Here is a 25881-nt window from a genome sequence, read left to right on the forward strand (position 1 = left end):
CAAGATCATCGGCCTGGGCAAGACCTACATGAAGCACGTCGCCCGAAATGAACGCCGAGGCGTCGACGTTTCCAGGCATGTTCCTGCGCGCGCCCGATTCCATGGTCGCCCACAACCGGCCTATCTGGCGGCCGGAAGTCTCCGACACCCTCGACTACGAGGGCGAACTGATGGTTGTCATTGGCCGGGGCGGGTGGATGATCCCGCGCGAAAGCGCGCTCGAGCACGTCGCCGGCTATGCCTGCCACAACGACGGCAGCGTCCGCGCCTACAACTACATCCCTTCGGCGGTCACCGCCGGTAAGAACTTCCTCAACACCGGCGGGCTCGGTCCCGAGATCGTCACCGCTGACGAGTTGCCGCCAGGCTGCAAGGGCTTGCGGCTCACCACCCACGTCAACGGCGAGCTGCGGCAGAGCGCCGACATCGCCGAAATGCATTGGGACGTCGCGCACCTGGTTCACCTGATGTCGACGATCTTCACGCTCTATCCCGGCGACTTGATCGCCACCGGAACGCCTTCCGGCTGCGCGGCGGCGGCGGCCAGCCCCCAGTGGTTAACGCCGGGCGACGTGGTGCGCGTGGAGATCGAGGGCGTCGGGACGCTGGTCAATCCGATCGTGGACGCGCCCCGGGCAGGGGCGGGCGACCAAAGCTAGCGCACCATCATCAGACCGCCATCCACCGCCAGGGTCTGGCCGGTGATGAAGCGCGAGGCGTCGCTGGCCAGGAAGACCAGCACCGGCGCCATGTCCGCGTCCGGGTCGCCGAGCCGACCGCCCAGCGGGATCATCATGGCCATGCCCCGGTCGTGGGCCTCGAGCTGCTCGGGCGACATGCCCGCGCGGGTCGTGTCGTACATCGGCGTCCACATGCCGGGCGCGACCGCGTTGACCGAGACGCCGTAGCGTCCCCACTCCTGGGCGATCGTGCGCGTCCAGGCCAGGACCGCGCCCTTCGACGCGGCGTAGTGTGCGCAGCCGCGCAGGCCCATGGCGCCGGCCGCGGACGCGAAATTGACGATACGGCCGCCGCGCGCCTTGAGGTGGGGGAAGGCGGCTTGGTTGGCGATCATCGTGCCCTTGGCGTTGACACCAACCACCAGGTCCCACTCCTCGTCGGTGATCGCCTCCGCGGGCGTGTAGCGCTGGACCCCCGCGACGTGGATCAGGACATCAAGGCCGCCCATCTCTTCGACGGCCCGATTGATGGCCGCCGTCGCCGAGGTGCGCGAGGACACGTCACACAGATCGAAGGTCAGCCGCCCAGCGTCCCTGACCTCAGGCGCGCCGGCCGCGGCGACCGAAACATCCAGACCGCAGACTCTCGCGCCGGCCGCGGTCAACGCCCTGGCGGCGCTGGCCCCGATGCCGCGCGCCGCGCCCGTGACGATGATCTTCTTTCCCGAAAGGGTGGCTGTGTCTGTCATGCCGGTCTCGTCTGTCATCCGTATGCGGGGAGGTGGGGGCTTTGATGGGCGCTTGATGAGGCTTGGCCGCCCATGTGGCGAGCGCGCGACTGATCGTCGCGTTTTGGAATGATCTTCTTATCTCAGATTTTTATTCTTGCGACAGATTTCCAATTCTGTTTAGTTTGACTGTAAATATGGCGCTCGCTGGCGGCCATAAAAATGCGGGCGCTAGACCCCCGAGGGGAGGTTTCGATGCCATTCAGGACCAATCAACCTGTGTCCAAATTTCTGTGGCGCGGAAGCGCGCTGGGCCTGCTGGCCTGCACGGCGCTGACGGCGCCTGCGTTCGCCCAGAGCGCCGCGCCTCAAGCCTCGCCCCAGTCGGACCAGCTGGAAGAAGTCGTCGTCACCGCCCGCCGGCAGGAGGAAAATCTCCAGAGCACGCCGGTCGCGGTCACCGCGATCGGGGCCGCCGCGCTGGAGCGCGCCCAGGTGGCCGACGTCACCGATCTCCAACGCACAACGCCCAGCCTCTCGATCGCCACCGGCGCGCCTTCCGCGTCGGGTTTCGCCTTCGTGGCTATGCGCGGCCAAGGCAACCTGCAGGCCCTGGTCTCCAACGACCCGGCCGTCGCCATCTATGTCGATGGCGTCTACATTCCGCGGCCCTCCCAAGGGCTCACCGACCTGCTCGACCTGCAGCGCGTCGAAGTCCTGCGCGGGCCGCAGGGGACGCTGTTTGGCCGCAACACCATCGGCGGCGCGGTCAACATCCTGTCCGCTGACCCGACCAGTCAATACAGCGGCCTGGTGAAGATCGAAGCGGGCAACTACGGTCAGTACGGCGCCAGCCTCGTGCTTAATGGCGGCCTGACCGACAAGATCTCCGGCCGACTGGTCGCCAACACCAAGAGCCGCGACGGGTACGGCCAGGACATTCCGCTGGGCCGCGACATCTGGGCCCAGGACAGCGATTTCGTTCGCGCCAAGCTCAAATACGAAGACGGTTCGGTTCGCCTGATCCTGTCGGGCGACTATAATAAGATCAAGGACAACGGCCAGTTCACCGCCCTGCATGCCTATGCGCCGGAGCTGTTTGGGCCCACCGGCTCGTTCGGGCCGTTCGGTCTGGCTTCGACCTTGAACGCCTCCCTGCACAATCGCGGCTTCTACGACAGTTACGCGACGGGCTTCTTCGTCCCGACGAGCAATCCCAACTTCGCCAGCCTGCCGGCCAATGTCCGGGCCATGTACTCGATGCCGCTGGGCAATCGCCTGGAGGCCTATGGCTTTGGCCTCAACGGTTCGGTGGACCTGGGCGGCGTGACCCTGAAGTCGATCACTGGCTATCGCTTCAGCGATACCGACGGCGTCGTCGACACTGACGGCACGCCCGCCCCGATCCTGACGACCTGGGCCGGCTACAGCTCCAAGCAATGGTCGCAGGAACTCCAGATCAACGGGGGCGTCGGCGAGAAGTTCACCTACATCGCGGGCGGCTATTTCTCCGATGAGAAGGGCCAGGAATTCAGCCGGTCGCAGAACTTCGGCTTCCTGCCGTATTCGGCCACCACCCGTCCCTATGCCGGCCTGGCCGGGCAAAACCTCGCCGACGTGCACAATCGCTCGGTCGGCGTCTTCGGTCAGGGCTACTATCAGCTGACCGAGGCCGTCCGGCTCGCGGGCGGGCTTCGCTGGACCTGGGACGATCGCGACACCAAGCTGTATAATTATTCCACTTGGGGCGTCGCCACGACGTGCAACCTGCCCAACCCGGATGTCGCGGGCGTATGCGCCCAGACCCAGAAGACCAGCTTCGACTATCCCGCTTGGACATTCGGCATCGACTGGCAGGTCAATGACGATGTGTTCGCCTATGTGCAGACGCGGCGGGCGTCCAAGTCTGGCGGCTGGAACACGCGCGCCGGCGGCCTTCCGGCCTTCCGGCCCGAGACCACGCGGGACGTCGAAGCGGGCCTAAAGGCCACATGGTTGGAAAACCGCCTGCGCACGAACATCGCCGTCTTCCACTCCTGGCAGTCGGACGTTCAGCGCAACGCCGCGGCGCTGACGCCGGCTGGGGCCAGCACCCAATTCATCGTCAACGCCGGCGACGCCCGGGTCTATGGCGTGGAGCTGGAAGGCGCCTACCGTCCTTGGACGGGCATGGAGCTGACCAGCAGCCTCAGCCTGATGAACGGCAAGTATAAGAGCGGATCGTTCATCGAGCAGCAGTCCGTGCCGGGCGCGTCCTTGACGGGCTGCAAGGCCGCGGGCGCCTCGTCGATCTGCCCGGTGGACCGGAGCGGCGAGGAATTGCCGCAGCTTCCCAAGGTTCAATTCAACCTGGGCGCCACCCAGACCCTGCCCACCTCGTTCGGGCGCGTGTCGCTGCACGCCGACTACGCCTATCTGGGCAAGCAGTTCTATAATCCGGTCACGCCGGCCGCCCAGCAATCGGCCACGACCCAGGGCATCTATGCGACGGCGAACGTCCTGACCCGCACGCCAGGCTATGGTCTGCTGAACGCCCGCTTTACCGTCGAATTCGACGCTCACAACATCGAACTGGCCATCTACGGGAAGAACCTGACCAAGAAGGAATACAACGTCCGCCAGTTCGCCGACGTCTATGCCGCGGGTCTTGGCTTTGCGACGGACTTCATCGGCGAGCCGCGAACCTACGGAGCCTCCCTCACCAAGCGTTTCTAATCCCGCAGTTCCGCTCGGGGCTGACTGGCCGTCGACCGCTTAACGGTCGGCGGCTTTTTTCATAAGCAATGTTCGGCCGAAAAGAGTTTCGCCGACGCCAAAAGGGCCCCCATCGCGCGATGGGGGCCCTGCGCTTCGCGCCGCGGCGCAGCGGGAAATGGGGTGCGAGCGCCTACGGGGCGTCCCACACCACATGGACCGCGTCCGGGCCGCGCAAGGAGACGCCTCGCACCTCCGGCCGGGGGTGGGCCGGGTCCAGACGCAGATTGGGCAGCATGTCTAGAAGGAGACCGACCGCCTCCTCGATCTCCACCTTGGCCAGCCACATCCCGACGCACATGTGGGCGCCAAAACCAAACCCGAAGGCCGCCATCTGCTTGCGGTCGATGTCGAACGCGTCGGGATTGTCAAACACGGCCTCGTCGCGGTTGGCCGAGGCGACGCAGGCCGAAATGATCGCGCCCTTGGGGATGGTCACGTCCTGCAGCGTGACCTCGGTCTGGCACTCGCGGACCTTGAACGTGGCGACCGCGTCGTGGCGGACGCTCTCGTCCAAGACCTTCCGCATCAAGGTCCGATCCGCCCGCAGGCGCTCGAGCACCTCGGGGTGGTCGAAGAGGTGGGTCATCATGATCGCGAAGGTCCTGGAGGTGGTCTCCGACGCGGCGGGCAGCATCATCCGCACGAAATTGGTGATCTGATGATCGTTCAGGGTTCGACCCTCGAACTCGGCCCGGATCAGGCGGCTGATCAGGTCCGCGCCCTCGGCGCCGGAAGCCCGGCGGGCCTGGACGGCGGCCAGGGTCGGGTCATAGAGCTCCTGGAAGGCCTGGAACGCCGCGCGTTTGGCCTCCGGGTCGTTGGCCATGCCGCCCAGCACTTTCAGCGCCTTGGTGGCGAAGGCTTCGAGCGCAGCGGGATCGTCGTCCTGGAAGCCCAGGACAGCGTAGACCACGTGAATGGGGAACATCACGCCGACGCTGCCGATCAGCTCGGCCTTGCCCAGCGGCACGAGCGGCTCAACGAACGAGCGCTTGATTAGGGGGCGGATATAGGTCTCGCGCCATTCTTCCATGACCGCGGGCGTGAACGAGGGTTGCAAGATGCCGCGTAGCTGCCGGTGCTCATCGCCGTCCAGCCCCGTGATCATCAGCCCGTCGAGGAACGGACCCAGGCCCGTCTCCATCAGGATCCCGCTCGTGAAGGTCTTGGTGTCGCGCAACACCTTCATCACGTCGGCGTGCTTGAAGATCGTATAGATCGGCCGGCCCGTTTGGCCCGCGAAGGAGGCCGCGCCCAGCTCGGCGCAGATGTCGCCCTCCATCACGGGCAGGTTGTTTCGATGGTGGCGATAGATCGCCTCGAGGTTCTTGTCGTTGCCCGCGAACAGGGCGCCGACCTGGGCGAAGCCGTCGGCAAGATCCTTGTTGGGAGCCATCTGGGCGGTGCTCATCGGTGTTCCTTCCCGGAAGTTCGGCCCGCTGTGCGGACTCAGATTATTTCAAATGCAGAATAGTATTCTAGAAGAGAAGTCCATGGGAATTTGGCTTTGGGTCCTTCAGTGTCCGTGGATCGCGCTGACGGCGCCCGGGTCGGTGTAGTCTCGCCATCGAACGAGCCGGCCGTCGTCGTCCAACTCGAAAACGCCCGCGATCGAGAAGGCGCCGATCTCGCGCCCGTCGGCGGCCAGGAGGCGATCAACGCGCTCGGTCAGGACGACATTGCCCGTCGCGGCGATATGCAGTGTTTCCACGATGATTGTCGCATAGCCCATGCTGGCCTCGAACTGCGCGCCCAGCGCCAGCGCCTCGTCGGCGCCGACCGTGCGCGACAGGCCCATATTGGTCCATTCCGTGTCGGCCCGAAAAAGATCGCGGATCGCCTGCTCGAGCCGCTCGGGCCCCTCGGACCAGGCGTCCAGAAAGGTCCGGATAATATCGATCGGCGCACGGCTCATCGGGCGCGTTCCTTAAGAATTCTGATGGCGGAATTTAATTTCGACGCGCGATGCCGATGGCGCTTTGCTAGGCTGCGCGCTGACGGCGGCAAGCGCCGCAGGCAATCAATGGAGTCCCCATGACCGACGCGATCACCGCCATCCCTTTGACCCGCATCGGCGGCGAACCGGACACGCTGGCCAACCACGCCGGTAAGGTTCTGCTGATCGTCAATGTCGCTTCCAAATGCGGATTGACGCCGCAATACGAGGGGCTCGAGGCGCTTTATCGCGCCAAGCAGGCCGAGGGCCTGGAGGTGCTGGCGTTCCCGGCCAACAACTTCAACGGCCAGGAACCGGGCGCCGACGACGAAATCGCCAGCTTCTGCAAGACCAGCTACGACGTCACCTTTCCGCTCTACGCCAAGATCAGCGTCAAGGGCGACGACATCCATCCGCTGTACGCGGGGCTGACGGCCTTGAAGCCGGAGGCGACCGGCGATGGGCCGATGCGCGCGCGGCTGAAAGGCTATGGTATCGCCACGGGCGGTCCGGGCGAGGTGGTCTGGAATTTCGAAAAATTCCTGGTCGGTCGTGATGGCCAGGTCATCGACCGGTTCGCGCCGGATATCGACGCGGCCGACCCGCGTCTGGTCACCGCGGTGGACAAGGCGCTGTCGGCGGACTGAGGTCCGCCGCCCATGGCGAAGGGGGGGAGGGCCCTTCGCCATGGCGCCTAGCGCACCTTCGCGGTGATCTTAGCGTGGGGGCCTGACACCTGGGCGGCCCAGGCCGCCGCGGCGTCGGCGAAGTCATAGTCGACGTAGTCGATGATCAGCTTCTGAGCCTTCTGCATCGCCAGCAGCCGCCGCCAGATCGCTTCGCGATCGGCGGGCGGGCGTTGTCCGGTGCCGATGCAGGTGAGGGTGCGAAACAGCAGGTCGCCGATGTTGAGTTCGACCACCCGGCCCGCGCCCGTGCCGATGGTGATCAGCCGCGCGCCCCACTTGGTGGCCTTGACCGCCGACAAGAACGGCTTGCCGAACACAAGATCGAGCACGATGTCGAAGCCGTCCCCGCCGCTGGCGGCCTTGAGCGCTTCGGTGTCGTTCTCACCGCCCAGGGCGACGCCGGCGTCGGCCAGGCCGCGTTCGACGAGCCGATCCAGGGCGGCTGGGTTGCGGGCTGCGGCCACGATGCGACCCGCCCCGAGGCTTCGGGCCAACTGCAGGCCGATCTGTCCCAGGACGCCCGTGGCGCCGAGGATCAGTACGCTCTCCCCGGGCTGGATGTTAGCCGCTTCCAACGGCACCAGAATCCCGGTGCCGGCGATGCCCATGGTGATGGCGGTGCGATCGTCGATGTCGTCGGGAACATCCCAGACCTCCGCCGCCGGAACCAGGGTCTTTTCCGCCCAGGCCCCCCACGGCGCGATCGAGCGTTCGCCGAAATAGACCCGCCGTCCATCCTCGGCGCGGCCAACGCCCTCGCCGCGGATGACGCAAGGATATTCAACGCCGAGACGATAGGCGCCCAGGACGTCCCAGCCTCCGAGCCCGGCGGTGTCGACATCGATAAGGACCGATCCCACCCGCGCCGTCGGTTCGGGAAAATCCTGAAGGACCGGAGCGACTCCGTTGCCGGAGATGACGGCGGCGCGCATGTGGCAAATCCTGGATTGGTCTTGGAACCAAGATCGGCGACGGTCTGGTGAGCCAGACCGCCGCCGATCAGAGCTGTGTCAGCTCAGAGAAAGATGGCGAGGTTCGGGAAGCCCAGCACCGTCTGGTCGACGATGATTTCCCGCCGCGCCAACTTGAAGCTGGCGCCATGGCGTCGCAGCAGATCGTGGCGGACGCAGCTGAGGAACAGCAGATTGGTTTCCTCGAAGCGGCTGCGGCTGCAGAGCAGATAGCTCTTCACCTCGAACTCGTCGGGATTGTCCGTCGATTCGACCAGAATGTTGGTGATCAGACGTCGCGTGCGAGACGGCGGATCCTCGGCCCAGGCGCTGCGGGTGTCGGTGATGCGTCCGACCCGGCCTCGGATCGAGGCGTAGGTTTCGTCGAAGTGCATCACGGTCCGGACGATGGAGGCCGCGTTCTGGCTCAGGGGCCGGGTTTGGCGCACCGGGCAGGTGTAACGCAGATCGGTGTCGAGGCGCTCGACCCATTCGGCGAGCCGGATCTCGTCGAGCAGCCAGGCCTCCTCATAGAGAAACTCGGCGATTTGATTATAGGCGGGCGAGCCCACGGGCACGCGATTGGCTCGGAAAGCGTCCGGCGCGACGGCGGTGTCGGCGGTAGCGGTGACGTCGATGGTCATGGCGGTCAGGTCCTGATGATGGCGGCGATGATCAGAGCGAGCTGTTCATCAGGTCGCGGTAGGCCAGCCACCAGTTCCACTGGGTGTCGTCCTTGGTGAAGCCTTCGTAGACCAGGGCCGGGCCGGGCCAGTCGGCCCGCGGAGGCGTGGTGCAGACGGCCTGATACTTCATCGTGATGTTGCGCGCGGCCGCGCCTTTGGCCGTTTGGGTGATGTGGGGCCAGGTGTCGGAGTCGTCCTGCTCGACCATGCCCGAGGTGCCCAGCATCCGGACCGCGAATTGCAGGGCCTTTTGCTTGTGCTCTTCGGGGGCGTCCTTCTCGGCCAGGATGAAGTTGCAGAACTCCAGCTCGTCCGGCCCCTTAGGAATATAGGTGTGCAGGGAGGTCAGGCCGATGATCTCGCCATCGGGCTGAGGCACATAGATGAAGGCGATCAGGACGTTGGGGAACATCCCGCCGACCTGCGGCGGACTGTCGACCAGCAGGCCCAGCTGTTCAGGCGTCAGGTTGCGGATCAGCTGGGGCAGCATTTCCTTGGTGATGCCGGGCGGCGGCACGATCGCCAGCTTCTCCTCGAGCGTCAGGTTCCCGTCGCGGAAGCCGGCGGCCTGCTTGAACTTGTTGGCGGCGGGCATGCACCGCAGCGCATGGCCCTGGAGCGAACTGACTTCGGTGCCGTACATCGAGGTGGTCAGGTCGCCATCGCCGAACTTGGCGAACTCGCCAAGCCAACGGTGCAGCGTCAGGGTGTGGAAGCCGTCGGCGGCCGACTGTTCGCAGGCGGTCTTCCAGTTGGCTTTAATCGTGAAGCGCTGCGGAGGGCCGAGAACTTCCAGGCCCCGATCCGTGCGCTGGAACAGCATGTCGTAGTACCACTTCATCTCGCCGAGGAACTCGTCGAACGAGGGGCCGTCGAGATTCCAGGTCGCGAAGATCAGGCCCCCGTAGAGGTGGGTGCGCGCCTGGGTCAGGCCGAGCTTTTCCTTGGGCAGAATCGTGCCGTGCATCTGCTCGGCGGCGACGGGCGCGCCAATGAAGTCGCCGTCGTTCTTGAACGCCCAGCCGTGATAGATGCAGGTGTGAACCTTGGCGTTGCCCGCGTCGCTGGTGCACACGCGCATGCCCCGGTGCGGGCACACGTTGAGCATAACCCGGATCGAGCCGTCCTTCTGACGCGTGATCAGCACCGGGTCCGAGCCCATCAGTCGCGTGATGAAGTCGCCCGAGTTCGGGATCTCGCTCTCATGGCCCAGCAACAGCCAGGTCTTCCCGAACACCTTGCGCATCTCGATGTCGTAGAGTTCCGGGTCCGAGATCGCCCGAAGTTGGACCTCGCGCGTCTGCACGTTGATCAAGTCGTCGATCGTCGTCCCGTCGGAAAGCGTCGTCCGTGTCCGGTCCAGCATGGGTGTCCTCCGCAGCGCTAGGCGCCATATAATTTTGAACAGAGGTGGCATTTCTGTATAGAAAATGCAACTGTTCGATTCAGTGAGGAACGACGGGCCGCTGGCCCTCCGGAGAAGCCCCAAAGGGGCGCCCGGCACGGAGGAAGGTTATGAGTTCAGAAGCGACCCCGCATCGCGTCAGGGCGGACCGAAGCGCCTGCTGCGGCTATGGCACCTGCGTGGAGATCTGCCCCGAGATCTATCAGCTCGAGGGGGGGCTTGTGGTTGTGACCACCGACATCGTGCCCGCCGAGCTGTTGGAACGGGCGATCGAAGGCGCAGAGTCCTGCCCCCAAGGCGCCATCGTCGTGGAAGCCGTTGAGGGATGACGGCCGTCCCAGACGCCGCGAGCAGCGCGGTCGCCGCCCCAGCCCGCGCGTCCGGCCGGCCCAGGCTGCCCGGGCTATTGTCGCTGTCCTTGTTGGGCGTGCCGCTAACGGCGCTGTCGCTGCCGCTCGTCGTCATGATTCCGGAACACTATGCGACGGTTCTGGGCCTGCCGCTGGCGTTGATCGGCCTGATCTTCACCAGCGTGCGCGTGTTCGACATCGTCGTTGACCCGCTGCTCGGCGCGGCGATGGATCGAACCCACACCCGCTGGGGCCGCTATCGCCCATGGCTGGTCCTGGGCGCGCCGGCGCTCATGTTGGCCGTCTATCTGTTGTTCATGGCCAAGCCAGGCGTGGGACCCGTCTATCTGCTGGTGACCCTGACGGCCAGTTTCTTGGGGTGGTCTGTCCTGTCGCTGGCGCAACTGGCGCTCGCCTCCGGCCTGGCGGCTGGCTACGACGAGCGCTCGCGGGTCTATGCCTGGCTTCAGTTCGCCTCTCTGCTGGGCATTCTGACCGTGATGGGTTTTCCCATCATCTCGGCCAAGCTTGGCGGGACCGGCTTGCCGCCCACCCAGCTCATGGGGTGGATCATCATCGTCCTGACCGCGCCGGCGGTGGCTTTGGCCGCCTGGCGCGTCCCGGAGACCACGCTCGTCACCCAAAGGCATATCGTCGGGATCAAAGCCTATCTGGCCGTGGTCGGCCGCAAAGCCGTCTTCAGGATCGCCGCCATCGACCTTCTGTTTGGCCTTGGGTTTGGCACCGCCTCGGCGATGCTGGTGTTCTTCGTGACCGCCGCCAAGGGGCTGGAGCGCAGCGCCGTCGGCGTCGTTCTGATCGCCCAGGTGGTCACGGCCATGATCACCGTACCCGCCGTAGCCTGGCTGGCGCGGCGGCTCGACAAGCATTTCGTGCTTGGAATATCGGGCCTTCTGGCCGCCATCGTCAGCGTGGCGTTCATCTTCCTGCCTGACCACAATCTGCCGGCGATGGCGGTGGGCATGATGGGCTGGGGGCTGTCGTTCGGCGCCTTCAACCTGCTGCCACGCGCGATGATGGCCGATGCGGGCGACGAACTGCGGCTCGAATCCGGCTCGGATCAAACCGCCGTGCTCTATGCGCTGTTGATCAGCAGCTGGAAGTTGGGCGGCGCCCTGGCGGTCGGCCTGGCCTTCGCCGCCCTGGCTCTGGTCGGCTACAAGCCCGCGCTTCTGGGCGCGAACACCCCACAAGCCATCTCCGGCTTGGAAATGGTGTTCGCGGGTCCTTCGGCGGCGCTGTTTCTCCTGGGAGCCTGGCTGGCCTTCACCTATCCGCTGACGCGCGAAAAGCATGCGGCCATCCGCCTCGAGCTGGACGCGCGTGATGCGGCGAGCGGAGGACCGGCATGACGCGTCGACTGGAAGGGCGCGTCGCGCTCATCTCAGGCACGGGGGGCGGCCAGGGCCGGGCCGCCGCGCTTCGGTTCGTCGCGGAGGGCGCGGTGGTCGCCGGATGCGACGTCAACGCCGAGGCCGACGCCGAGACCGCGCGGCTGGTCGCCCAGACGGGAGGGCGCATGACCACCATGGCCTGCGATCTTGGCGACCCTGACGGCGCGCGGGCCTGGATCGACCAGGCCGTCGCCGACTACGGCAAGATCGACATTCTCTACAACAACGCCTCGGCCGCGAAGTTCGGCTCGATCGCCGAGCTTTCGATCGAGGACTGGCGCTACACCCTGCGAAACGAGCTCGACCTCGTCTTCCTGACGACGAAGTTCGCCTGGCCCCATCTGGCCAAGCACGGCGGGGTGATTATCAATGTGGCGTCCACGGCGGGATGGCAGGGCTCGCGCGGCAACGGAACCATCGCCCACAACGCCACCAAGGGCGGTGTGGTGGCGATGACCCGGCAGATGGCGCTGGAGGGCGCCGCGGTCGGCATCCGCGCCAACAGCATCAGCCCCGGCTTCGTCGTCACGCCGGGAACGCGCGCCTTTGTCGAAAACCCCACCGTCCGCGCCCAGCTGACCGCCAATATTCCGCTCGGCCGTCCAGGCGAGCCGGAGGATATCGTCGGCATGGCCGCCTTCCTGGCCACCGACGAAGCGGCCTTCATCACCGGTGCGGACATCATCATCGATGGCGGCACGACCGCCTGTTAGCCAAGCGACAAGACGAGGAACTGGACCATGGATATCCGGGGTATCGGCTATCTGGGCTTTGAAAGCCCCAACATCGAGGCCTGGCGCAGCTACGGACCCGAAGTCCTGGGTCTGGCCATCGCGCCCTCGCCGGAGGACGAGCCGGACGCGCTCTATCTGAAGATGGACGATCGGCGCTATCGTTTCGCCTTCCAGCCTGGGCCGATCGACAAGCTGGCCTATATCGGCTGGGAATGCGTCAACCGGATCGCGTTCGAAAAGGCCGTCAAGAAGCTCCAGGACGCGGGCATCGCCTTGGAGCAGGGCGGCGATGACCTCAAGGTTCGCCGCGGGGTGCGCGATGTGGTCCGATTCAAGGATCCCGTGGGCTATCAGTACGAGCTGTTCTACGGCCAGAAGGGCGAGCCTGGCTCGTTTGTGCCGGGCCGTCGCCATGGCGGCTTCAACACCTACGGCCGGGGCTTTGGCCATGTCGTGGTGATGACCCCGGAATATGGCCCGGAGCTGGACGACTTCCTGATCAATATCATGGGCTTCCAATGGTATGGATCGGGCGCGGGCAAGGGCCGGACCGGGTTCTATCGCGCCGGGCTCAACAACCTGACCAGCCACGACATCGGCTATGGCCACGCCCCCGGTCGGATGGGCATCCAGCACATCGGCCTGTTGACCGGCGATCTTCGTGATGTCGGCGAAACCTGGGACATCGTCAACAAGCGCCAGATCCAAGTGCAGATGACCCTGGGGCAACACACCCAGGACCCGCATTTCTCCTTCTACCACTTCAGCCCTTCGGGCTTCGCCGTCGAAGTGATCGCCGAAACCCACCCCTGGCCCGGCGATCCCTTCGAACTGAACGCCGAGCGCCTGAGCTACTGGGGGCACCAGCTGGTCGGGCCCATCCTCGGCACGACCATCCGCACGCCCGAGGAGCTGCGCTGATGGGGCTGCTCGACGGCAAGGTCGCCTTGGTCACGGGCGGCGGCGGCGGCATCGGCCGCGGCATCGCCCGCCGTTTCATCCGGGAAGGCGCGACCGTCCTGGTCGCCGAATTCAACGAGGACTATTGCGCGACCATCAAGGCGGAGCTGACCGAGGAGCTGGGCGGGCGGGCCGAAGTGATTAAGGCCGATGTGCGCGTCAAGGACCAGATCCAGGGCGCGGTGCAGAAGGCGGTCGATCTGTTCGGCGGCCTCGACATCCTCGTCAACAACGCCTTCACCCTCAGCCCCAAGGTCCTGCTCGAGCAGAAGACCGACGAGATGCTGGACAGCACCCTGCATTCGGGGCTCTGGGCGGGGTGGTGGGCCATGCAAGCCGCGCGGCCCCACATGGCCGCCCGCGGCGGCGGCTCGATCATCAACTTCTATTCGATCGACGTGGAGACAGCCGCCTGGCTGAACGCCGACTACAACATCACCAAATCGGCGCTCCGCGGCCTCACGCGCAGCGCCGCCCACGAGTGGGGGCGGTTCAACATCCGGGTCAACCTGCTGTCGCCGGCGGCGATGGGCACGGTCTTTCACCGCATGGCCGAGGCCATGCCGGGCTTCGCCGAGATGGCGGCCTCGCGCAAGCCTCTGCTGCGCAACGGCGACCCTGAAGAGGATATCGCGCCCGTCGCGGTGTTCCTGGCCTCGGAGATGTCGCGCTTCGTGACCGGCGAACTGATCAACGTCGATGGCGGTCTGCACATGCCAGGCTACCAGTCGCGACCGCCGAACGTCGCGGAGATGGAACAACAAGGCGGCTAGAGCCGTCCAAGGGGAGACACAGATGGGTTTACTGGACGGCAAGGTGGCGCTGGTCACCGGCGCGGCCGGCTCTATCGGCTCGGAGACGGCGCTGGCGCTGGCCGAAAAGGGCGCGCGGGTCGTGCTGACCGACCTTCGGGCTCCGGAGCTTTCAGCGGTCACCGATCGCTTGCAGGCGCAAGGTCACGAGGTGGCCTGCAAGGTCGGGGACATCACCGACGAGGACGACATCCGGGCGGTGGTCGAGTTCGCCGTCGCGACCTTCGGCGGCGTCGACATCCTCGACAACAACGCCGGCGCGACGGGCTTTTCATCCCGCGACCTGGACATCCCTGAGATGCCCGTCGAGCTTTGGGATCAGGTCCAGTCGATCAACGCCCGCGCGCCGATGCTGTTTTGCAAGCACGCCATCCCGTCGATGCTGGCGCGGGGCGGCGGATCGATTGTCAACATCTCGTCGGGCCAGTCCCTTTCGGGCGACGTCAGCAATTTCGCCTATGCGGCGGGCAAGGCCGCGGTGAACGCCCTGACCCGTCACCTGGCGACCGCATATAGCCCCAAGGGCGTGCGGGTCAACGCCATCGCCGCAGGTCTGATTATCCAGCCGGGCATGGAGCAACGGCTGCCCGCGCACATCCAGAACATCTTCCTGAGCCATTGCCTGGTGCCGCGCCTGGGGACCCCGCGCGACATCGCCAACATGGTGGTGTTCCTGGCGTCCGACCTCAGCTCCTACGTCACCGGCCAGATCCTCTCCGTCGACGGCGGGTTCACCGCGCACCTGCCCAGCGTGGCCGACATGCGGCCCACTATCGAAGGCATGAGAAAGGCGCCCGGCCAATGGAGTTGAAGGGAAAAACCGTCGTCCTGACCGGGGCCTCCGCCGGCATTGGCGCGGCGACGGCGCTCGATCTGAGCAACGCCGGGTGCAATCTGGTGCTGACGAGCCGCCGGCTGGAGAAGCTCGAGGCGCTGGCCGCGACCTTGCCGGGCCCCAGCGCCTTGCTGGCGGCGGATATCGCCGAGCCCGATGTTCCAGAGCAACTTCTGGCGTTGGCCAAGGCGCGATTTGGGCGCGCCGACGTGGTGATCAACAATGCCGGGGTCATGGCCGTCGGAACGATGGACACCATCGATCTCGACGCCGTCAGCTACATGATCCGGGTTAACTTCGAGGCCGTGGTGCGCTCGTCCTACGTGTTCGCTCGAGAGTTTCGCGGTCAGTCGTCTGGCGCGATCATCAACGTGTCGAGCATCAGCGCCTACCTGATCTCCCGGGCGGGCGGCGTCTATGGGGGGCTCAAGCATGCGCTCGAGGCCTTCACCCAATCGCTGCGGATCGAACTGGCCGGCGCTGGCGTCAAGGTCGGATCGATCGCGCCGGGTTCGACCTCAAGCGAGATGTTCGACAGGATGATGGCGGCGGCGAAGATTGAAGATCCGGTCGCGCTCGATCCCGAAGATATCGCTCGGGCCATCCGGTTCATGCTTGAGCAGCCCGACCACGCGACCATCGCGCGCCTGGCGATCTATCCGCAAAGCGAAGCCCACTAAGCCGGGCCTCTCCAAGGCCGCGATGCGTCATCCCCGCGGCGGTGCGGGGATGACGACCCGGCGCGGTGGGGCCCTAGGCGGCGGAGGCCGCTTCGAGAGTGGCCTGACGCTCCAGCCCCATTTCCTGCATTTCGCGCTTGAGGGTGGGATAGTAGGCGATCGCGCCCTGTAGGCCGCCCGAGACATCGATCGAGGCCGCGCTCAGGAAGGTCGCAAGGTCGCTGGCCAAGAACAGGCAGACATTGGCCACCTCCTCGGGACGGCCGAACCGACCGAGGGGCACGACCTTGACCACCATTTCGAGGAACTCCTCGCGCGAGATGGACGGGGGCATCTCCTTGTAGTGGCGATCCCACTGGCCCGTATCGATCCAACCCATGTTCAGGCTGTTGACCAGGATGTTGTCCTTGGCCAGCTGCTGGCCCAAGAGCTTGGCCAGGGCGATCCCCGCGGCGCGGTTGGTCACCGAGGGAATGCCGTCCGGCGTCGGCAGGGCCCCGGCCAGGGCGTTGATGTTGATGATCCGCCCCCACTGTTGCGCGCGCATGTGAGGCACGACCGCCTGGACGAACCGGAAATGGGCGATCTGGATGTTGTTGGCGTGGTCGAGGATATCCTCGGGCTCCAAGGTTTCGAGGCTGCCGCCCTTGCCCTGGCCGGCGTTGTTGACCAGCACGTCGACGCCGCCCCAGGTTTCGGCGACCTGATTGACGAAGGCGCGAACGGCGGCGGTATTGCGCACATCGAGCGCGACTGCGATGACCTCCGCGGCGCCAAGCACGCGCATGTCTTCAGCGACGGCCGACAGCGTGTCGGGGTTGCGCGAGCAGATCGCCAGCCGCACGCCTTCGCGGGCGAAGGCCGCGGCCGTGGCCCGCCCGATTCCTCGGCTCGCGCCGGTCACAATCACCCGTTTGGCGCTCAGATCGATATGCATGTCCGATGTTTCCTCGAAGCTTCTGACGAGCTGTCCGATGTCGATATTTTCTAGTCAAAACTCCGGTTTTTGTCTCGTTTATTTTCCGAAAGCGGGCCGTACGCGGTTTGCGCGCCGAGGCGACGCAAGTTAGGCTGAAGATTGTATATCGGAGCACCCCAAGCATGACCTTCAGCGCCCGGACGGCTCGTCCGGACATCCTGGCCAGGCGCTCGGCCAGCGGCGCGGAAGCTTCCGCTTCCAACGTCGCCGTTCGTCCGCGCCGACCCGACCCGAGGGCGGCCAAGACCATCGAGAACATCATCAACGCCGCGCAGAACGTGATGATGAACCATGGCACCCCTCGGATCACCGCGCAGGAGGTTTGCGACGAAGCCAGCGTCTCGCGCGGGACGCTCTATCGGTATTTCCCGTCGATGGAAGCGGTCCTGGAAGCGGTGCTGCTGCGGCTCAGGACCGAGACCGATGACGAGTTGAGCCACGCGATGGAGGGATGCGAAACGCCGGCCGAACGGTTCGGGGCCTTTCTGCGCTACAGCGTCTCCAACAATGAGACCCGCAGAGGGTCTCAGTTCCTGCACGTCGAGCCCGCGTTCGTGCTGCAGTACTTCGAGTCGAACTTCGACCATTTCATCGCGCGCGTATTGTCGGCGCTGGAAACGGTGTTCGACGCCTGGGAGAAAGATATCGGTGTCTCGGTCGATCGCAGCGCCATCGCCGAGATGATGGTGCGTCTGGCGCTCAGCGAGACCGTGGTCTCCCCTCGCGAGGGCCAACCCTTGGCGCTAAGGCTGCAGCAGACGGTCGACAAGATCCTGAACGCGCGCAAAGCGAGATGAGCGGGCGTCAGCCGGCGCGGGACGCAATCTGATTTCGCAGGACGCCCACGCCCTCGAGCGAGACCTCGACCAGGTCGCCGGGATTGAGATAGCGGCCGGACGCCTGGGCCACGCCCTCGGGGGTGCCGGTGAACAGCAGGTCGCCGACGCCGAAGCTAACACGCTGATGCACGAACCGGATCAGCTCGGGAACGTCCCACGTCATGTCGGCGGTGGTGCCGTCTTGCCGGACTTCGCCATTGACCGTCGTCGACAGGCGCAAGGCCGGACTGCCCGGCGCAAATTCATCACGGGTGACGATCCACGGGCCGACCGGCGTGGCCTTGTCCTGGCTCTTGGCGGCATAGAGGTCCATGCCGATGCCCGGCGGGCCGCTGCGCTGCAGATCTCGCGCGCTGACATCATTGCCCGCCGTGTAGCCGAGCACGCAGGCGAGAGGATCGTCCAGGTCGATCGCCGCGTCGCCGATTACCACAACGAGCTCGCACTCATAGTCCAGCTGCTCGGTCAGCGGCGGATAGCGGATCGGATCGGCGGCGCCGATCAAGGCGCCATACGCCTTGAGAAAGGCGATGGGCTGGGTTGGCGCAGCGACGCCGAATTCGACCAGATGCTTGCTGTAGTTGGCGCCGGCGATGACGACCTTGCTGGTGTTCTCGCACGGCGCCAGCAGGCGTAGCGACGAAAGGGCGCGTATCGGGCCCTTGAAGGTGAGGGCGTCCTGGCCGCCACCCCGCGTCACATCGGGTCCCCAGTCCGACACGCCGCCGGCGATCGGCTGAGCCGTGTCGGCGTCGGGATCGACGAGCGCCCAGAACGCGTCGCCGCCATCCGTGCATCGAGCAAGTTTCATCGGCTTTCCTCGACGTTGGCTAGGCTGAGGCGGCGGCGGGCGCGAGCGTCCCGCCAAGGGCGTCGCGCAAATCGGCGACGATGGCCCGCGCGCGATCGCGGTCCTTGGCGGTGAACCGAGCCAGCAGGGGCGCATTGTCGAACACGCGCTCATCCCCAGGCTTGCGACCCAGCAGCATGAAATGGGTATGGGCGTTGCTGTCGCCCAGATAGATGACGGAGGTCCTTTCGAACGCCCCGGTCGCGACCAGTCTGGCGGAAAGGGCGTTGATTAACGGGCCAAGCTCGGCCGCGGCTCCATCCGACAGGAAGCCCACGCCGCGATCATGATCGCGGGTGAAGGCCATCAGCATTCCGGGGACATCCTGCATGGCCACGACGGCCCAATGCGGGCCGGCAAGCACGACGTCTTCGGCCGCCGCGGCATGCAGCATTCCACAGATCTTGCAGTCGGTCGGATGGGTCATGGGGTCCTGGACCTCGCGCCAAGCTGGCGACGGCTCGGAACGGCAAGCGGCGGCTCTTCAAGGAGCCGCCGCGCCGGAGACTGGAATTAGGCGGCGATCGATTTGGTCGCCCGACCCATCTTGTCCAGGTCGATATTCAGCAGGTCGACCGCATTCTTCCAGCGGATCTTTTCGAGATCTTCCGGAGAAATCCGCAGGCCGTCGGTAAGGTCGCCACGGATCGCGTCGCTGCCGCCGAAATTGGTGCCATAGACCAGCCGGTCCGCGCCGATGACCTCGACCAGGGCCTGACGCATCGGCAGTTCATGCAGTTCCGGATCGAACCAGAAGTTCGGCAGATACTCCTCGAGGTCCTTCTTGTTGTGGACCACGTCCAGGTTCTTGATGGTCTGGGCCAGACGGCCAAGCTGGTAGGGCACGAAGCCGCCCGCGTGGGTGATATAGACCTTCAGCTTAGGGAAGCGATCGAGGACGCCGCCGCAGATTAGGTACCAGAAGCACTTGGTCTCGTCATAGTTCATGCCGACGATGGCCGTCGTCTCGTACTTGTCAGTGTTGGCCTTGGACCCCCAGGTCACAGACTGATTGTAGCCGTGTACGAACATCGGCAGATCGAGGTCGCAGAGGGTCTCCCAGATCGGGTCCATGCGCGGATCGTCGAACTCGAGGCCGCCGAAGTTCGAACCGCCGGCGCTGAGGCCCTTAGCCCCCAGCTCGGTGCAGGCGCGACGGATTTCCTTGGCCGCGTTGACCGGGTCTTGCAGGGCGGCCGTGGCCCACATCATCAACCGGCCGTCCGAGCGGCTGCAGTATTCGGCCAGGGTGTCATTGACCGTGGTCGAGAACCGGTTGGCGAACTCCGGCTCGGCCCAGTACATGTAGCAGTGCGACGGCACCGAGAGGACTTGGGCGTCCTGGCCCAGAGCGTCCATGCCGGCCAGGCGGTGCTTGGGATCGTTCCACTTCGACATGAACTCGGCCACTTCCATCGTCTCGCCCCGCTTGACCGCGGCGCGACGCTCGGGCGAGCCCAGAGTCAGCACCCATTCGCCGACCCGCAGGCGGATATGGCCGTCGTCATGCTTTTCGAAGAAGGGGCCCCAGTGCGGATCTTGGTTGTAGTAGCCCGGCAGCGGGGCGTGAGCGTGAAGATCGATCAGCATCTGATTTCCTCCTGCGTCGAGGCCCCCTGGCGGAGCTCTTCGAGCCATGTGCGTTCCCGGGCGCGACTATCGCATTTTTTGAACGGTTTGGTCGATAGTGTTCAGTGCATTCTCTAACGCGAACGTAATTCGGCTGTCAAAACAAACCTTGACAGCGCCGAGGCCCGATCGCCTATCGTCTGACGCGTCGCGGCCTTTGAGCGCGCGAGGCGAAAGAGGCGACGTCGACTCTGCGACGGAGCGCCCGGGGCCCCCAAAGGGCGTTTATCGGCGGAGGATACGGACAATGCATGGACAGGCGAGCGCGACGGCGACCGAGACGCCCTATCCCCCGATCCGCTATGCCTGGTACGTGATCGGCGTCCTGTTCGTGGCGACGTTGCTTTCGCAACTGGACCGGCAGCTGCCCGCGCTGCTGGTGCGCCCCATCCGCGCCGAGTTTGGCATTTCCGACACCGCCTTCAGCTTCCTTCAGGGATACGCCTTCGCCCTCTTCTACACCTTCGCCGGGCTGCCGTTCGGCTGGCTGATCGACCGCACGATCCGGCGAAATCTGATCATCGTCGGCATGGTTCTGTGGAGTGTGATGACGGTTCTGTCGGGTTTTGCGCAGAGCTACGACGCGCTGGTGTTGACCCGGATGGGCGTGGGGATCGGCGAGGCCGTGCTAGCGCCGGCCGCCTATTCGATAATCGCCGACTACGTCTCGCCCGAACGGAGGGGGCGCGCGTTCAGCGTCTACTATCTGTCCTTGGCCATTGGTTCGGGCGCATCCTTGATTTTGGGCGCGCTGATCGCACGGATCATCCCCGATGCGGGTCTCAACCTGCCGGGCGTTGGGCTGATGTCGCCCTGGCGGTTGACCTTTCTGGTCGCTGGCGCGCCGGGTCTGGCGCTGGCCCTGCTCTTGCTGACCATCCGCGAGCCCGCGCGCCGGGACGCGGTGAGCGTGCTTCTGTCGAAGACGAGCGCCGGCTGGGGAGAGTTCTTCAGCTATCTCAAACGCCATGCCGCCGCTTTTTCGCGCGTGCTGACCTATCCGGGCGTGGTCGCCGTGATCGGCTATGGGACCCTGGCCTGGGCGCCGACCCTCTTTGATCGCCGCTTTGGTATTCCGACCAAGACCTCGGGCTTGATCATCGGGGTGCTGGTCGCGGCCGGCGGCCTTGTCGGGACCCTGATCAGCGGCTGGCTCAGCGATCGTTGGGCCGCCAAGCACGTGCCCGCCGCGCGGCTTCGCGTGGCGATGCTGGCCTGGCTCCTGGTCTTGCCAACGGTGAGCCTATGGTCCCTCGTCGGCGCGCCGTGGCTCAGCTTCGCCTTGCTGACGGTGGTCGTCACCGGCTTCGCGATGGCCCAAGCCGCCGCGCCGACGGCCGTGCAGGCGATTACGCCGAACCGTATGCGAGGCAAGGCGGTGGCGATCTATCTGCTCATCGGCGGCTTGGTGGGCATCGGCTTTGGACCGATGTCGGTCGCCCTGGTCACGGATCATGTCTTTAAGGACGATGCGGGGCTGCCCTATGCGCTCGCCGTCGTCGGCGGCCCCATCGCGCTTCTCGGCCTTTGGCTGACCTGGTCGGGGCTGAAACCCTACCAGCGAACCTTGGAGGCCTTGGAGGCGGCGGCGGAAGCCGATACGGCGCGGTCCTGACGGCCAGCGCCGCGGATCAAGGGGCCACGCGATCGGCGGCTGGCTTGTGCTGGGGGATCAGATAGTCGAGCTGCAGTTGGGCGAAGGGCAGAGGCGCGGTCATCCCGCCATCGCACTTGTACAGTCCGCCGTTCATGAAGGCGGCTTCATCCGAAGCCAGATAGGCGGCAAGGTTGGCGATGTCCTCGGGGCGACCCAGACGCGGTGCGTTCTGCAGCTTCATGAATGCCGAATGCATCTCGGGACTGGCCCACGCCTTCATAGCCGGGGTCTCGATCACCCCGGGGATCACCGCGTTGCACCGCACGCCCTGCTTGCCGTAGTTGGTGGCGATGGTTTTGACGTACCAGTTCACCATCGCCTTTGACGCGCCATAGGAAAACTGCGCGACATCCCCGCCCAGGGCGCTGGTCGAGGAGGTGAACAGGATGCAGCCGCCGCCGCGCTCGAGCATGTGCGGCAGGGCGTACTTGGAGGCCAAAACCCCGCCCAGCACGTTGACCTGAACGATCTCCTGGAAGACCGCTGGATCGAACTCCAGGAAGTCCACGTCTCGCTTGCGCTTGCCCGCCGCCGTATTGACCGCGTTGTTGAACAGGATGTCGAGGTGGCCGAACTCGGCGATGGCGCGCTCGACCATACCCTTCAAGGCCTGGTCGTCGGCGACGTCGACCGCGAAGCCCACGGCCCGTCCGCCGGCGCTTCGAATTTCCTCGGCGACGGCCTGGGCGGTGTCACCCAGGATGTCCGTGACAGCCACGGCGGCGCCTTCGGCCGCGAACTTCAGCGCCGAGGCGCGACCGATCCCCGAGCCGGCCCCGGTGATGACAGCGGTCTTGCCGGTCAAACGTGTCATGGATCTTCCGTTCTCGTAGGGTGGTTGCTTCCGCACGTGTCCACGCGCCGCCATCGCGCACATCCGCCATCCCTGGACGCTGGCGGAGCGCGATCCCTTCCAGCGCATGGGCGGTCTCGCTCGAGGCCTGTTTGAGGCGGCGCGCCGCAGCGAACGTAACGCCTCGCGGCATGGAAGATTTATCCCTACTATAAGTCAAGTGACTTAATGAGGCGGGTTTCGGCGTCTGATCGTCGAGCGCCGGCTTTTATTTTCGCTGGCAGTCGGGCAAGGATCGAGCATGCCGAGACGTTTTCAGGAGTACCCCAAGACCGCCCAAAAGCTGATGCTGGTCGCCGAGCGCCTGTATGGTCAGCACGGTCTTGACGGGGTCTCGCTACGGCAGCTGGCGACGGCCGCGGGGCAGGCCAACAACTACGTGGTTCAGCATTACTTCGGCTCCAAGCTGGGCCTGATCCAGGCCGTGTCCGAGATGCGATTGCCGGCCATGGAAGCCCATCGCCAGACCCTGCTCGAGGTCGCGCGGGCCGAGGGCGATTTCAGCGTGCCGCGGCTGCTCAGCTGTCTGTTCTCGCCGCTCGTGACGATGTTGGAAGTACAGGCCATGAGGGACTATGCGCGCTTCACGCTCGCCGTCATGCAGCTGGAACCGGAGGAGCATCCGTTCGAACGCTCGGCCGACATTTCGCCGGCCTCCACCGAAATCCGCAGCAAATTGAGCGAAAGCCTGTCGCATCTGGGGGCGGACGTGTTTCGTCGCCGGCTCGCATTGAGCGCTAGCATATTCCTAAACGGCATTTCGGAGCTGGGCGGAAAGCTGAAGTTGTCGCCTGGCGGCTATGTCAGCCACCAACAGTACCACAGCGACATCTTCGAGGCCGCCCTCGCGGTCCTGACGTGTCCCTTCTCGGCCGAGCCGCGCGCCGATTTCCGCGGTCCCCCGGCCCAGCCAGCCTTGGCCGACGACATGGCCGGCGCAAGCCGCCGGCCCAGCCGTCCGGCGGCGCCGACGGGCTGATTTCGTGACATCGACGAAGGCTCGCGGGGCGCGCCGTCCGGCGGTCCCCGGGGATCTGGCCAGCGATGTCGACGCCCTTGCGCCGTATCGCCGGACCGACACCACCGGCTTGACGGGATCAGGCGGCCCGCACCGCCTGGCCCATATCGAGCTTGAGCAACCGCATGGCGTTGCCACTGCGGATCTTCTCGCGATCGGCTTCGGAAAGGTCGATCCCGGCGGTGAGGTCGCCATGGTCGTAGGCCCCGCCGAAGTTGGTGCCATAGAGCAGCTGGTCTGGACCGATCACCTCCACCACGGCCCGCCGCAGGGCCGGGTGGTGGACATCGAGATCGAAGTAGAAGTTCTTCATATAGTCCATGAGCGGGCGCTGGTTACGCGCATCGGGGGCCATGGCCCCGTTCAATTCAGACAGCCGGCCCAGCTGGAACACCGCCATGCCGCCAGCGTGGGTGATGTAGGTCTTCAGAGTCGGGAAGGCGTCCAGGGCTCCACCACAGATCAGGTACCAGAAGAACAGGGTCTCATCGACGCAGTCGCCCACGATGGACGTCGTTTCGAACCGATCCTCGTGATGGCGCTCGCCCAGATAGATCGACTGGTTGAACCCGTGCACCATGATGGGAACATCGAGTTCAGCCAGCTTGGCCCAGACGGGAAACAGGCGCTCGTCGTAGGTTTGAAGCCCGTCGAAATTAGTGCCGCCGACACAAAGGCCCTTGGCGCCCAGAACGCGCACGGCGCGGTCGATCTCCTCGACCGCCGCATCCGGATCGGCCAAGTTGGCGTGGGCCCAGAAGTCGAACTTGTCGGGCATCACCTGGCAGAAGGCCGAGAGTTCGTCGTTGCAGATCCTGGCGTATTCGGTGCCGAACGCGCCGGCCCAGTACATGAAGGCGTGCGAAGGCGTGGACAGAACCAGCTTGTCGACGCCGCGCTGCTCCATGACCGCCAGTCTCGCCGAATGGGTCATGCGGGCCAGCAGGTTCGCTTCGGCCTCGGCGTCGTCCTTGGCCTTGGCGGGCTGCTTGGTGCCCAGGGAGAAATGCCCGACCGTCAGGCCCTGTGGCTTCATGAAGGGGCCCCAGAACGGGTGTCGCTTCATCATGCCTGGCGTGAAGAGGTGGGCGTGCACGTCGATCAGCATGGTTTCCTCGTCGATCTGTTATTAGATTGATATTCTCACCGTCGAATGATCTGTGGCAACCCGTGCCGGCAGAATCTCGTATGGCGCGTGAGGAGGCGAGCGATGCAGCAGATCAAGCCCAGCGGCCGTCTCATGCTGGCGACCAGCATTGTCGGCGCCGCATTTTGCCTGCGCCTGGTGTTCGCCAGCCTGTCGGTGCGCTTGCCCGAGGTCGTGCATGAGACCGGAATGACCGCCTGGCAGGTCGGGCTGCTGACCACCTTGCCGGTGCTGTGTCTTGGCCTGTGCGCGCCCTTGGCGCCGCGGTTGGCCCATCGGCTGGGGACCGAGCGCGCGCTTTTTGGCGCCTTGGCGCTGATCGGGCTTGGAACCGCCGGGCGCGCGCTCGGGGCGGTGTGGGCCCTGTTTGCCTTTTCCATCCTCGCCGGCGCGGCGATCGCCATAGCCAACGTCTTGCTGCCGACCCTGGTAAAGCGGGATTTCGAGGATCGGACCGCAATCGTGACCGGCGCCTATGTCACGGCGATCTCGGGCGGCGCGGCCTTGGCGGCCGCCGTCACCGTGCCTATCGAGACCGCGCTGGGCGGTGGCTGGCGCGTGGGCCTGTCGATCTGGGCGGCGCCGGTGGTGGGGGCCTTGCTGCTGTGGTCGCTACAGCTGGGGCGAAAGGTCGAGCGCGACGATCTGGTCGTCGAACCGGTCGTGGGCCTGTGGCGCGATCGACTGGCATGGAGCGTGGCCCTGTTCATGGGCCTGCAGTCGGCGCTCGCGTTTTGCGTGCTGGGCTGGTTGGCGCCGATCCTGCGGGAACGGGGATTGGACGCGGTGACGGCGGGACTGGTGCTGTCCGTCCTCATCGTAGTCCAGTTGGCGACCTCGCTCACCGTGCCCTCGCTCGCCACGCGCAAGCCGGCTCAGTCGATGATCGCGGTCGTGCTTTCGGTGGCCGCGGCGGCCGGACTATTGGGCCTGCTGCTGGCGCCGCTTTCCGGCGTCTGGGTCTGGGCGGTCATCCAGGGGCTGGCTCAGGGGGGATTGTTCGCCTTGGCCTTGACCATGGTCCTGCTGCGCTCGCCCAACAGCCATGTCGCATCGCACCTGTCAGGCATGGCCCAAAGCGTGGGCTACGTCCCGGCCGCGTTTGCGCCGCTCAGCGTCGGGCTCGTCCGCCAGTGGACGGGCGGGTTCCAGGCCGTCGCCGGCCTAGTGGTGGTTATCGGGGCCGGTCTGGTCATCACCGGCCTGATCGCCGGCCGCGCCAGTCTAGTCTCGGCCCAGGTGTCGCCGACCTCGATCAAGCTGGCGCGGGCCTAACGGGATGAACGCTCAGG

26 protein-coding genes are annotated in these 25881 nt (G+C 65.6%); 14 read left to right on the top strand and 12 right to left on the bottom strand.

Going from position 1 to position 25881, the window contains the following annotated elements; genetic code table 11:
* The first annotated feature begins 47 nt into the window (after positions 1-47).
* Positions 48-659, top strand: coding sequence for a fumarylacetoacetate hydrolase family protein (locus CSW62_RS24795; protein ID WP_099582455.1), 612 nt, complete (start codon positions 48-50; stop codon positions 657-659).
* On the opposite strand, the gene CSW62_RS24800 is transcribed toward CSW62_RS24795, so the two are convergent.
* On the bottom strand, positions 656-1429 hold the full coding sequence (locus tag CSW62_RS24800) for an SDR family NAD(P)-dependent oxidoreductase (protein WP_099582599.1): 774 nt from the start codon (positions 1427-1429) through the stop codon (positions 656-658). The two genes, CSW62_RS24795 and CSW62_RS24800, sit on opposite strands and share 4 nt — an antisense overlap.
* Before the next feature lie 258 nt (positions 1430-1687).
* Here CSW62_RS24800 and CSW62_RS24805 point away from each other — a divergent pair, with 258 nt between their 5' ends.
* A complete protein-coding gene (locus tag CSW62_RS24805) occupies positions 1688-4123 on the top strand; it encodes a TonB-dependent receptor (protein WP_199170744.1) in 2436 nt (811 codons plus the stop codon).
* Positions 4124-4295: 172 nt separating this feature from the next.
* Here CSW62_RS24805 and CSW62_RS24810 read toward each other — a convergent pair whose 3' ends face one another.
* A complete protein-coding gene (locus CSW62_RS24810) occupies positions 4296-5576 on the bottom strand; it encodes a cytochrome P450 (RefSeq protein WP_099582457.1) in 1281 nt (426 codons plus the stop codon).
* Positions 5577-5681: 105 nt separating this feature from the next.
* Positions 5682-6080: a limonene-1,2-epoxide hydrolase family protein gene (locus tag CSW62_RS24815; RefSeq protein WP_099504304.1), complete on the bottom strand. Its 399-nt coding sequence runs from the start codon at positions 6078-6080 to the stop codon at positions 5682-5684.
* 119 nt (positions 6081-6199) lie between these two features.
* Between CSW62_RS24815 and CSW62_RS24820 the strand changes: the two genes are divergently transcribed.
* Complete coding sequence (locus CSW62_RS24820; RefSeq protein WP_099582458.1) at positions 6200-6748, top strand: glutathione peroxidase; 549 nt, start codon at positions 6200-6202, stop codon at positions 6746-6748.
* A gap of 47 nt (positions 6749-6795) precedes the next feature.
* Here CSW62_RS24820 and CSW62_RS24825 read toward each other — a convergent pair whose 3' ends face one another.
* From CSW62_RS24825 to CSW62_RS24835, 3 genes are all read right to left on the bottom strand, one after another.
* Complete coding sequence (locus tag CSW62_RS24825) at positions 6796-7722, bottom strand: zinc-binding dehydrogenase (RefSeq protein WP_062097844.1); 927 nt, start codon at positions 7720-7722, stop codon at positions 6796-6798.
* A gap of 83 nt (positions 7723-7805) precedes the next feature.
* Positions 7806-8384: a 3-phenylpropionate/cinnamic acid dioxygenase subunit beta gene (locus tag CSW62_RS24830; RefSeq protein ID WP_099582459.1), complete on the bottom strand. Its 579-nt coding sequence runs from the start codon at positions 8382-8384 to the stop codon at positions 7806-7808.
* 31 nt (positions 8385-8415) lie between these two features.
* Positions 8416-9792, bottom strand: a complete 1377-nt coding sequence (locus CSW62_RS24835; RefSeq protein ID WP_062097840.1) for an aromatic ring-hydroxylating dioxygenase subunit alpha — start codon at positions 9790-9792, stop codon at positions 8416-8418.
* A 149-nt stretch (positions 9793-9941) separates the two neighbouring features.
* On the opposite strand from CSW62_RS24835, the gene CSW62_RS24840 reads away from it, so the two are divergent.
* The 7 genes from CSW62_RS24840 to CSW62_RS24870 are packed head-to-tail and all read left to right on the top strand — an operon-like array spanning position 9942 to position 15617.
* Complete coding sequence (locus CSW62_RS24840; protein ID WP_062097838.1) at positions 9942-10160, top strand: ferredoxin; 219 nt, start codon at positions 9942-9944, stop codon at positions 10158-10160.
* Positions 10157-11554 carry an MFS transporter gene (locus tag CSW62_RS24845; protein ID WP_099582460.1) on the top strand — a complete coding sequence of 466 codons (1398 nt, stop codon included), beginning with the start codon at positions 10157-10159 and terminating at the stop codon, positions 11552-11554. Before CSW62_RS24840 ends, CSW62_RS24845 begins: the two co-directional genes overlap by 4 nt.
* Complete coding sequence (locus CSW62_RS24850; protein WP_099582461.1) at positions 11551-12309, top strand: SDR family NAD(P)-dependent oxidoreductase; 759 nt, start codon at positions 11551-11553, stop codon at positions 12307-12309. The genes CSW62_RS24845 and CSW62_RS24850 overlap by 4 nt, the downstream gene beginning before the upstream one ends.
* Before the next feature lie 27 nt (positions 12310-12336).
* Positions 12337-13251: a VOC family protein gene (locus CSW62_RS24855; RefSeq protein ID WP_099582462.1), complete on the top strand. Its 915-nt coding sequence runs from the start codon at positions 12337-12339 to the stop codon at positions 13249-13251.
* Complete coding sequence (locus CSW62_RS24860) at positions 13251-14063, top strand: SDR family NAD(P)-dependent oxidoreductase (protein WP_062097832.1); 813 nt, start codon at positions 13251-13253, stop codon at positions 14061-14063. Before CSW62_RS24855 ends, CSW62_RS24860 begins: the two co-directional genes overlap by 1 nt.
* Before the next feature lie 22 nt (positions 14064-14085).
* Positions 14086-14913, top strand: a complete 828-nt coding sequence (locus CSW62_RS24865) for an SDR family NAD(P)-dependent oxidoreductase (RefSeq protein WP_062097830.1) — start codon at positions 14086-14088, stop codon at positions 14911-14913.
* The gene (locus tag CSW62_RS24870; protein WP_099582463.1) at positions 14904-15617 is read left to right on the top strand and encodes an SDR family oxidoreductase; all 714 of its coding nucleotides are present in this window, start codon (positions 14904-14906) and stop codon (positions 15615-15617) included. Before CSW62_RS24865 ends, CSW62_RS24870 begins: the two co-directional genes overlap by 10 nt.
* 73 nt (positions 15618-15690) lie before the next feature.
* Here the strand turns inward: CSW62_RS24870 and CSW62_RS24875 are convergent, their stop codons facing one another.
* Complete coding sequence (locus CSW62_RS24875) at positions 15691-16554, bottom strand: SDR family oxidoreductase (RefSeq protein WP_099582464.1); 864 nt, start codon at positions 16552-16554, stop codon at positions 15691-15693.
* 164 nt (positions 16555-16718) lie between these two features.
* On the opposite strand from CSW62_RS24875, the gene CSW62_RS24880 reads away from it, so the two are divergent.
* Complete coding sequence (locus CSW62_RS24880; protein WP_099582465.1) at positions 16719-17393, top strand: TetR/AcrR family transcriptional regulator; 675 nt, start codon at positions 16719-16721, stop codon at positions 17391-17393.
* A 7-nt stretch (positions 17394-17400) separates the two neighbouring features.
* On the opposite strand, the gene CSW62_RS24885 is transcribed toward CSW62_RS24880, so the two are convergent.
* The 3 genes from CSW62_RS24885 to CSW62_RS24895 all read right to left on the bottom strand — a co-directional run bounded on the left by CSW62_RS24885 (position 17401) and on the right by CSW62_RS24895 (position 19875).
* Entirely contained in the window at positions 17401-18246 is an 846-nt protein-coding gene (locus CSW62_RS24885; RefSeq protein WP_099582466.1) for a fumarylacetoacetate hydrolase family protein, read from the bottom strand.
* Positions 18247-18265: 19 nt separating this feature from the next.
* Complete coding sequence (locus CSW62_RS24890; RefSeq protein ID WP_143324471.1) at positions 18266-18712, bottom strand: hypothetical protein; 447 nt, start codon at positions 18710-18712, stop codon at positions 18266-18268.
* A gap of 86 nt (positions 18713-18798) precedes the next feature.
* Positions 18799-19875, bottom strand: coding sequence for an amidohydrolase family protein (locus CSW62_RS24895; RefSeq protein ID WP_099582468.1), 1077 nt, complete (start codon positions 19873-19875; stop codon positions 18799-18801).
* Positions 19876-20161: 286 nt separating this feature from the next.
* Here CSW62_RS24895 and CSW62_RS24900 point away from each other — a divergent pair, with 286 nt between their 5' ends.
* Complete coding sequence (locus CSW62_RS24900; RefSeq protein ID WP_099582469.1) at positions 20162-21529, top strand: MFS transporter; 1368 nt, start codon at positions 20162-20164, stop codon at positions 21527-21529.
* A 16-nt stretch (positions 21530-21545) separates the two neighbouring features.
* Here the strand turns inward: CSW62_RS24900 and CSW62_RS24905 are convergent, their stop codons facing one another.
* Positions 21546-22385: an SDR family NAD(P)-dependent oxidoreductase gene (locus CSW62_RS24905; RefSeq protein ID WP_099582470.1), complete on the bottom strand. Its 840-nt coding sequence runs from the start codon at positions 22383-22385 to the stop codon at positions 21546-21548.
* Positions 22386-22710: 325 nt separating this feature from the next.
* Here CSW62_RS24905 and CSW62_RS24910 point away from each other — a divergent pair, with 325 nt between their 5' ends.
* Positions 22711-23403: a helix-turn-helix domain-containing protein gene (locus tag CSW62_RS24910; RefSeq protein WP_158235502.1), complete on the top strand. Its 693-nt coding sequence runs from the start codon at positions 22711-22713 to the stop codon at positions 23401-23403.
* A gap of 118 nt (positions 23404-23521) precedes the next feature.
* Here the strand turns inward: CSW62_RS24910 and CSW62_RS24915 are convergent, their stop codons facing one another.
* The gene (locus tag CSW62_RS24915) at positions 23522-24550 is read right to left on the bottom strand and encodes an amidohydrolase family protein (protein WP_099582472.1); all 1029 of its coding nucleotides are present in this window, start codon (positions 24548-24550) and stop codon (positions 23522-23524) included.
* 102 nt (positions 24551-24652) lie between these two features.
* Here CSW62_RS24915 and CSW62_RS24920 point away from each other — a divergent pair, with 102 nt between their 5' ends.
* The gene (locus CSW62_RS24920; protein WP_233206810.1) at positions 24653-25864 is read left to right on the top strand and encodes an MFS transporter; all 1212 of its coding nucleotides are present in this window, start codon (positions 24653-24655) and stop codon (positions 25862-25864) included.
* Positions 25865-25881 lie beyond the last annotated feature (17 nt).

Source organism: Caulobacter sp. FWC2 (genome assembly GCF_002742625.1).
Lineage (GTDB): Bacteria > Pseudomonadota > Alphaproteobacteria > Caulobacterales > Caulobacteraceae > Caulobacter.

What these genes read in the sequence shown, in the direction of transcription:
- CSW62_RS24860 (WP_062097832.1), top strand. Translation starts at nt 13,251, where the DNA reads ATGGGGCTGCTCGACGGCAAGGTCGCCTTGGTCACGGGCGGCGGCGGC.
- CSW62_RS24910 (WP_158235502.1), top strand. Translation starts at nt 22,711, where the DNA reads ATGCTGGTCGCCGAGCGCCTGTATGGTCAGCACGGTCTTGACGGGGTC.
- CSW62_RS24845 (WP_099582460.1), top strand. Translation starts at nt 10,157, where the DNA reads ATGACGGCCGTCCCAGACGCCGCGAGCAGCGCGGTCGCCGCCCCAGCC.
- CSW62_RS24905 (WP_099582470.1), bottom strand. Translation starts at nt 22,385, where the DNA reads ATGACACGTTTGACCGGCAAGACCGCTGTCATCACCGGGGCCGGCTCG.
- CSW62_RS24840 (WP_062097838.1), top strand. Translation starts at nt 9,942, where the DNA reads ATGAGTTCAGAAGCGACCCCGCATCGCGTCAGGGCGGACCGAAGCGCC.
- CSW62_RS24810 (WP_099582457.1), bottom strand. Translation starts at nt 5,576, where the DNA reads ATGAGCACCGCCCAGATGGCTCCCAACAAGGATCTTGCCGACGGCTTC.
- CSW62_RS24890 (WP_143324471.1), bottom strand. Translation starts at nt 18,712, where the DNA reads ATGACCCATCCGACCGACTGCAAGATCTGTGGAATGCTGCATGCCGCG.
- CSW62_RS24800 (WP_099582599.1), bottom strand. Translation starts at nt 1,429, where the DNA reads ATGACAGACACAGCCACCCTTTCGGGAAAGAAGATCATCGTCACGGGC.
- CSW62_RS24830 (WP_099582459.1), bottom strand. Translation starts at nt 8,384, where the DNA reads ATGACCATCGACGTCACCGCTACCGCCGACACCGCCGTCGCGCCGGAC.
- CSW62_RS24815 (WP_099504304.1), bottom strand. Translation starts at nt 6,080, where the DNA reads ATGAGCCGTGCGCCGATCGATATTATCCGGACCTTTCTGGACGCCTGG.
- CSW62_RS24885 (WP_099582466.1), bottom strand. Translation starts at nt 18,246, where the DNA reads ATGAAACTTGCTCGATGCACGGATGGCGGCGACGCGTTCTGGGCGCTC.
- CSW62_RS24915 (WP_099582472.1), bottom strand. Translation starts at nt 24,550, where the DNA reads ATGCTGATCGACGTGCACGCCCACCTCTTCACGCCAGGCATGATGAAG.
- CSW62_RS24895 (WP_099582468.1), bottom strand. Translation starts at nt 19,875, where the DNA reads ATGCTGATCGATCTTCACGCTCACGCCCCGCTGCCGGGCTACTACAAC.
- CSW62_RS24825 (WP_062097844.1), bottom strand. Translation starts at nt 7,722, where the DNA reads ATGCGCGCCGCCGTCATCTCCGGCAACGGAGTCGCTCCGGTCCTTCAG.
- CSW62_RS24850 (WP_099582461.1), top strand. Translation starts at nt 11,551, where the DNA reads ATGACGCGTCGACTGGAAGGGCGCGTCGCGCTCATCTCAGGCACGGGG.
- CSW62_RS24855 (WP_099582462.1), top strand. Translation starts at nt 12,337, where the DNA reads ATGGATATCCGGGGTATCGGCTATCTGGGCTTTGAAAGCCCCAACATC.
- CSW62_RS24870 (WP_099582463.1), top strand. Translation starts at nt 14,904, where the DNA reads ATGGAGTTGAAGGGAAAAACCGTCGTCCTGACCGGGGCCTCCGCCGGC.
- CSW62_RS24835 (WP_062097840.1), bottom strand. Translation starts at nt 9,792, where the DNA reads ATGCTGGACCGGACACGGACGACGCTTTCCGACGGGACGACGATCGAC.
- CSW62_RS24920 (WP_233206810.1), top strand. Translation starts at nt 24,653, where the DNA reads ATGCAGCAGATCAAGCCCAGCGGCCGTCTCATGCTGGCGACCAGCATT.
- CSW62_RS24875 (WP_099582464.1), bottom strand. Translation starts at nt 16,554, where the DNA reads ATGCATATCGATCTGAGCGCCAAACGGGTGATTGTGACCGGCGCGAGC.
- CSW62_RS24865 (WP_062097830.1), top strand. Translation starts at nt 14,086, where the DNA reads ATGGGTTTACTGGACGGCAAGGTGGCGCTGGTCACCGGCGCGGCCGGC.
- CSW62_RS24900 (WP_099582469.1), top strand. Translation starts at nt 20,162, where the DNA reads ATGCATGGACAGGCGAGCGCGACGGCGACCGAGACGCCCTATCCCCCG.
- CSW62_RS24820 (WP_099582458.1), top strand. Translation starts at nt 6,200, where the DNA reads ATGACCGACGCGATCACCGCCATCCCTTTGACCCGCATCGGCGGCGAA.
- CSW62_RS24880 (WP_099582465.1), top strand. Translation starts at nt 16,719, where the DNA reads ATGACCTTCAGCGCCCGGACGGCTCGTCCGGACATCCTGGCCAGGCGC.
- CSW62_RS24795 (WP_099582455.1), top strand. Translation starts at nt 48, where the DNA reads ATGAACGCCGAGGCGTCGACGTTTCCAGGCATGTTCCTGCGCGCGCCC.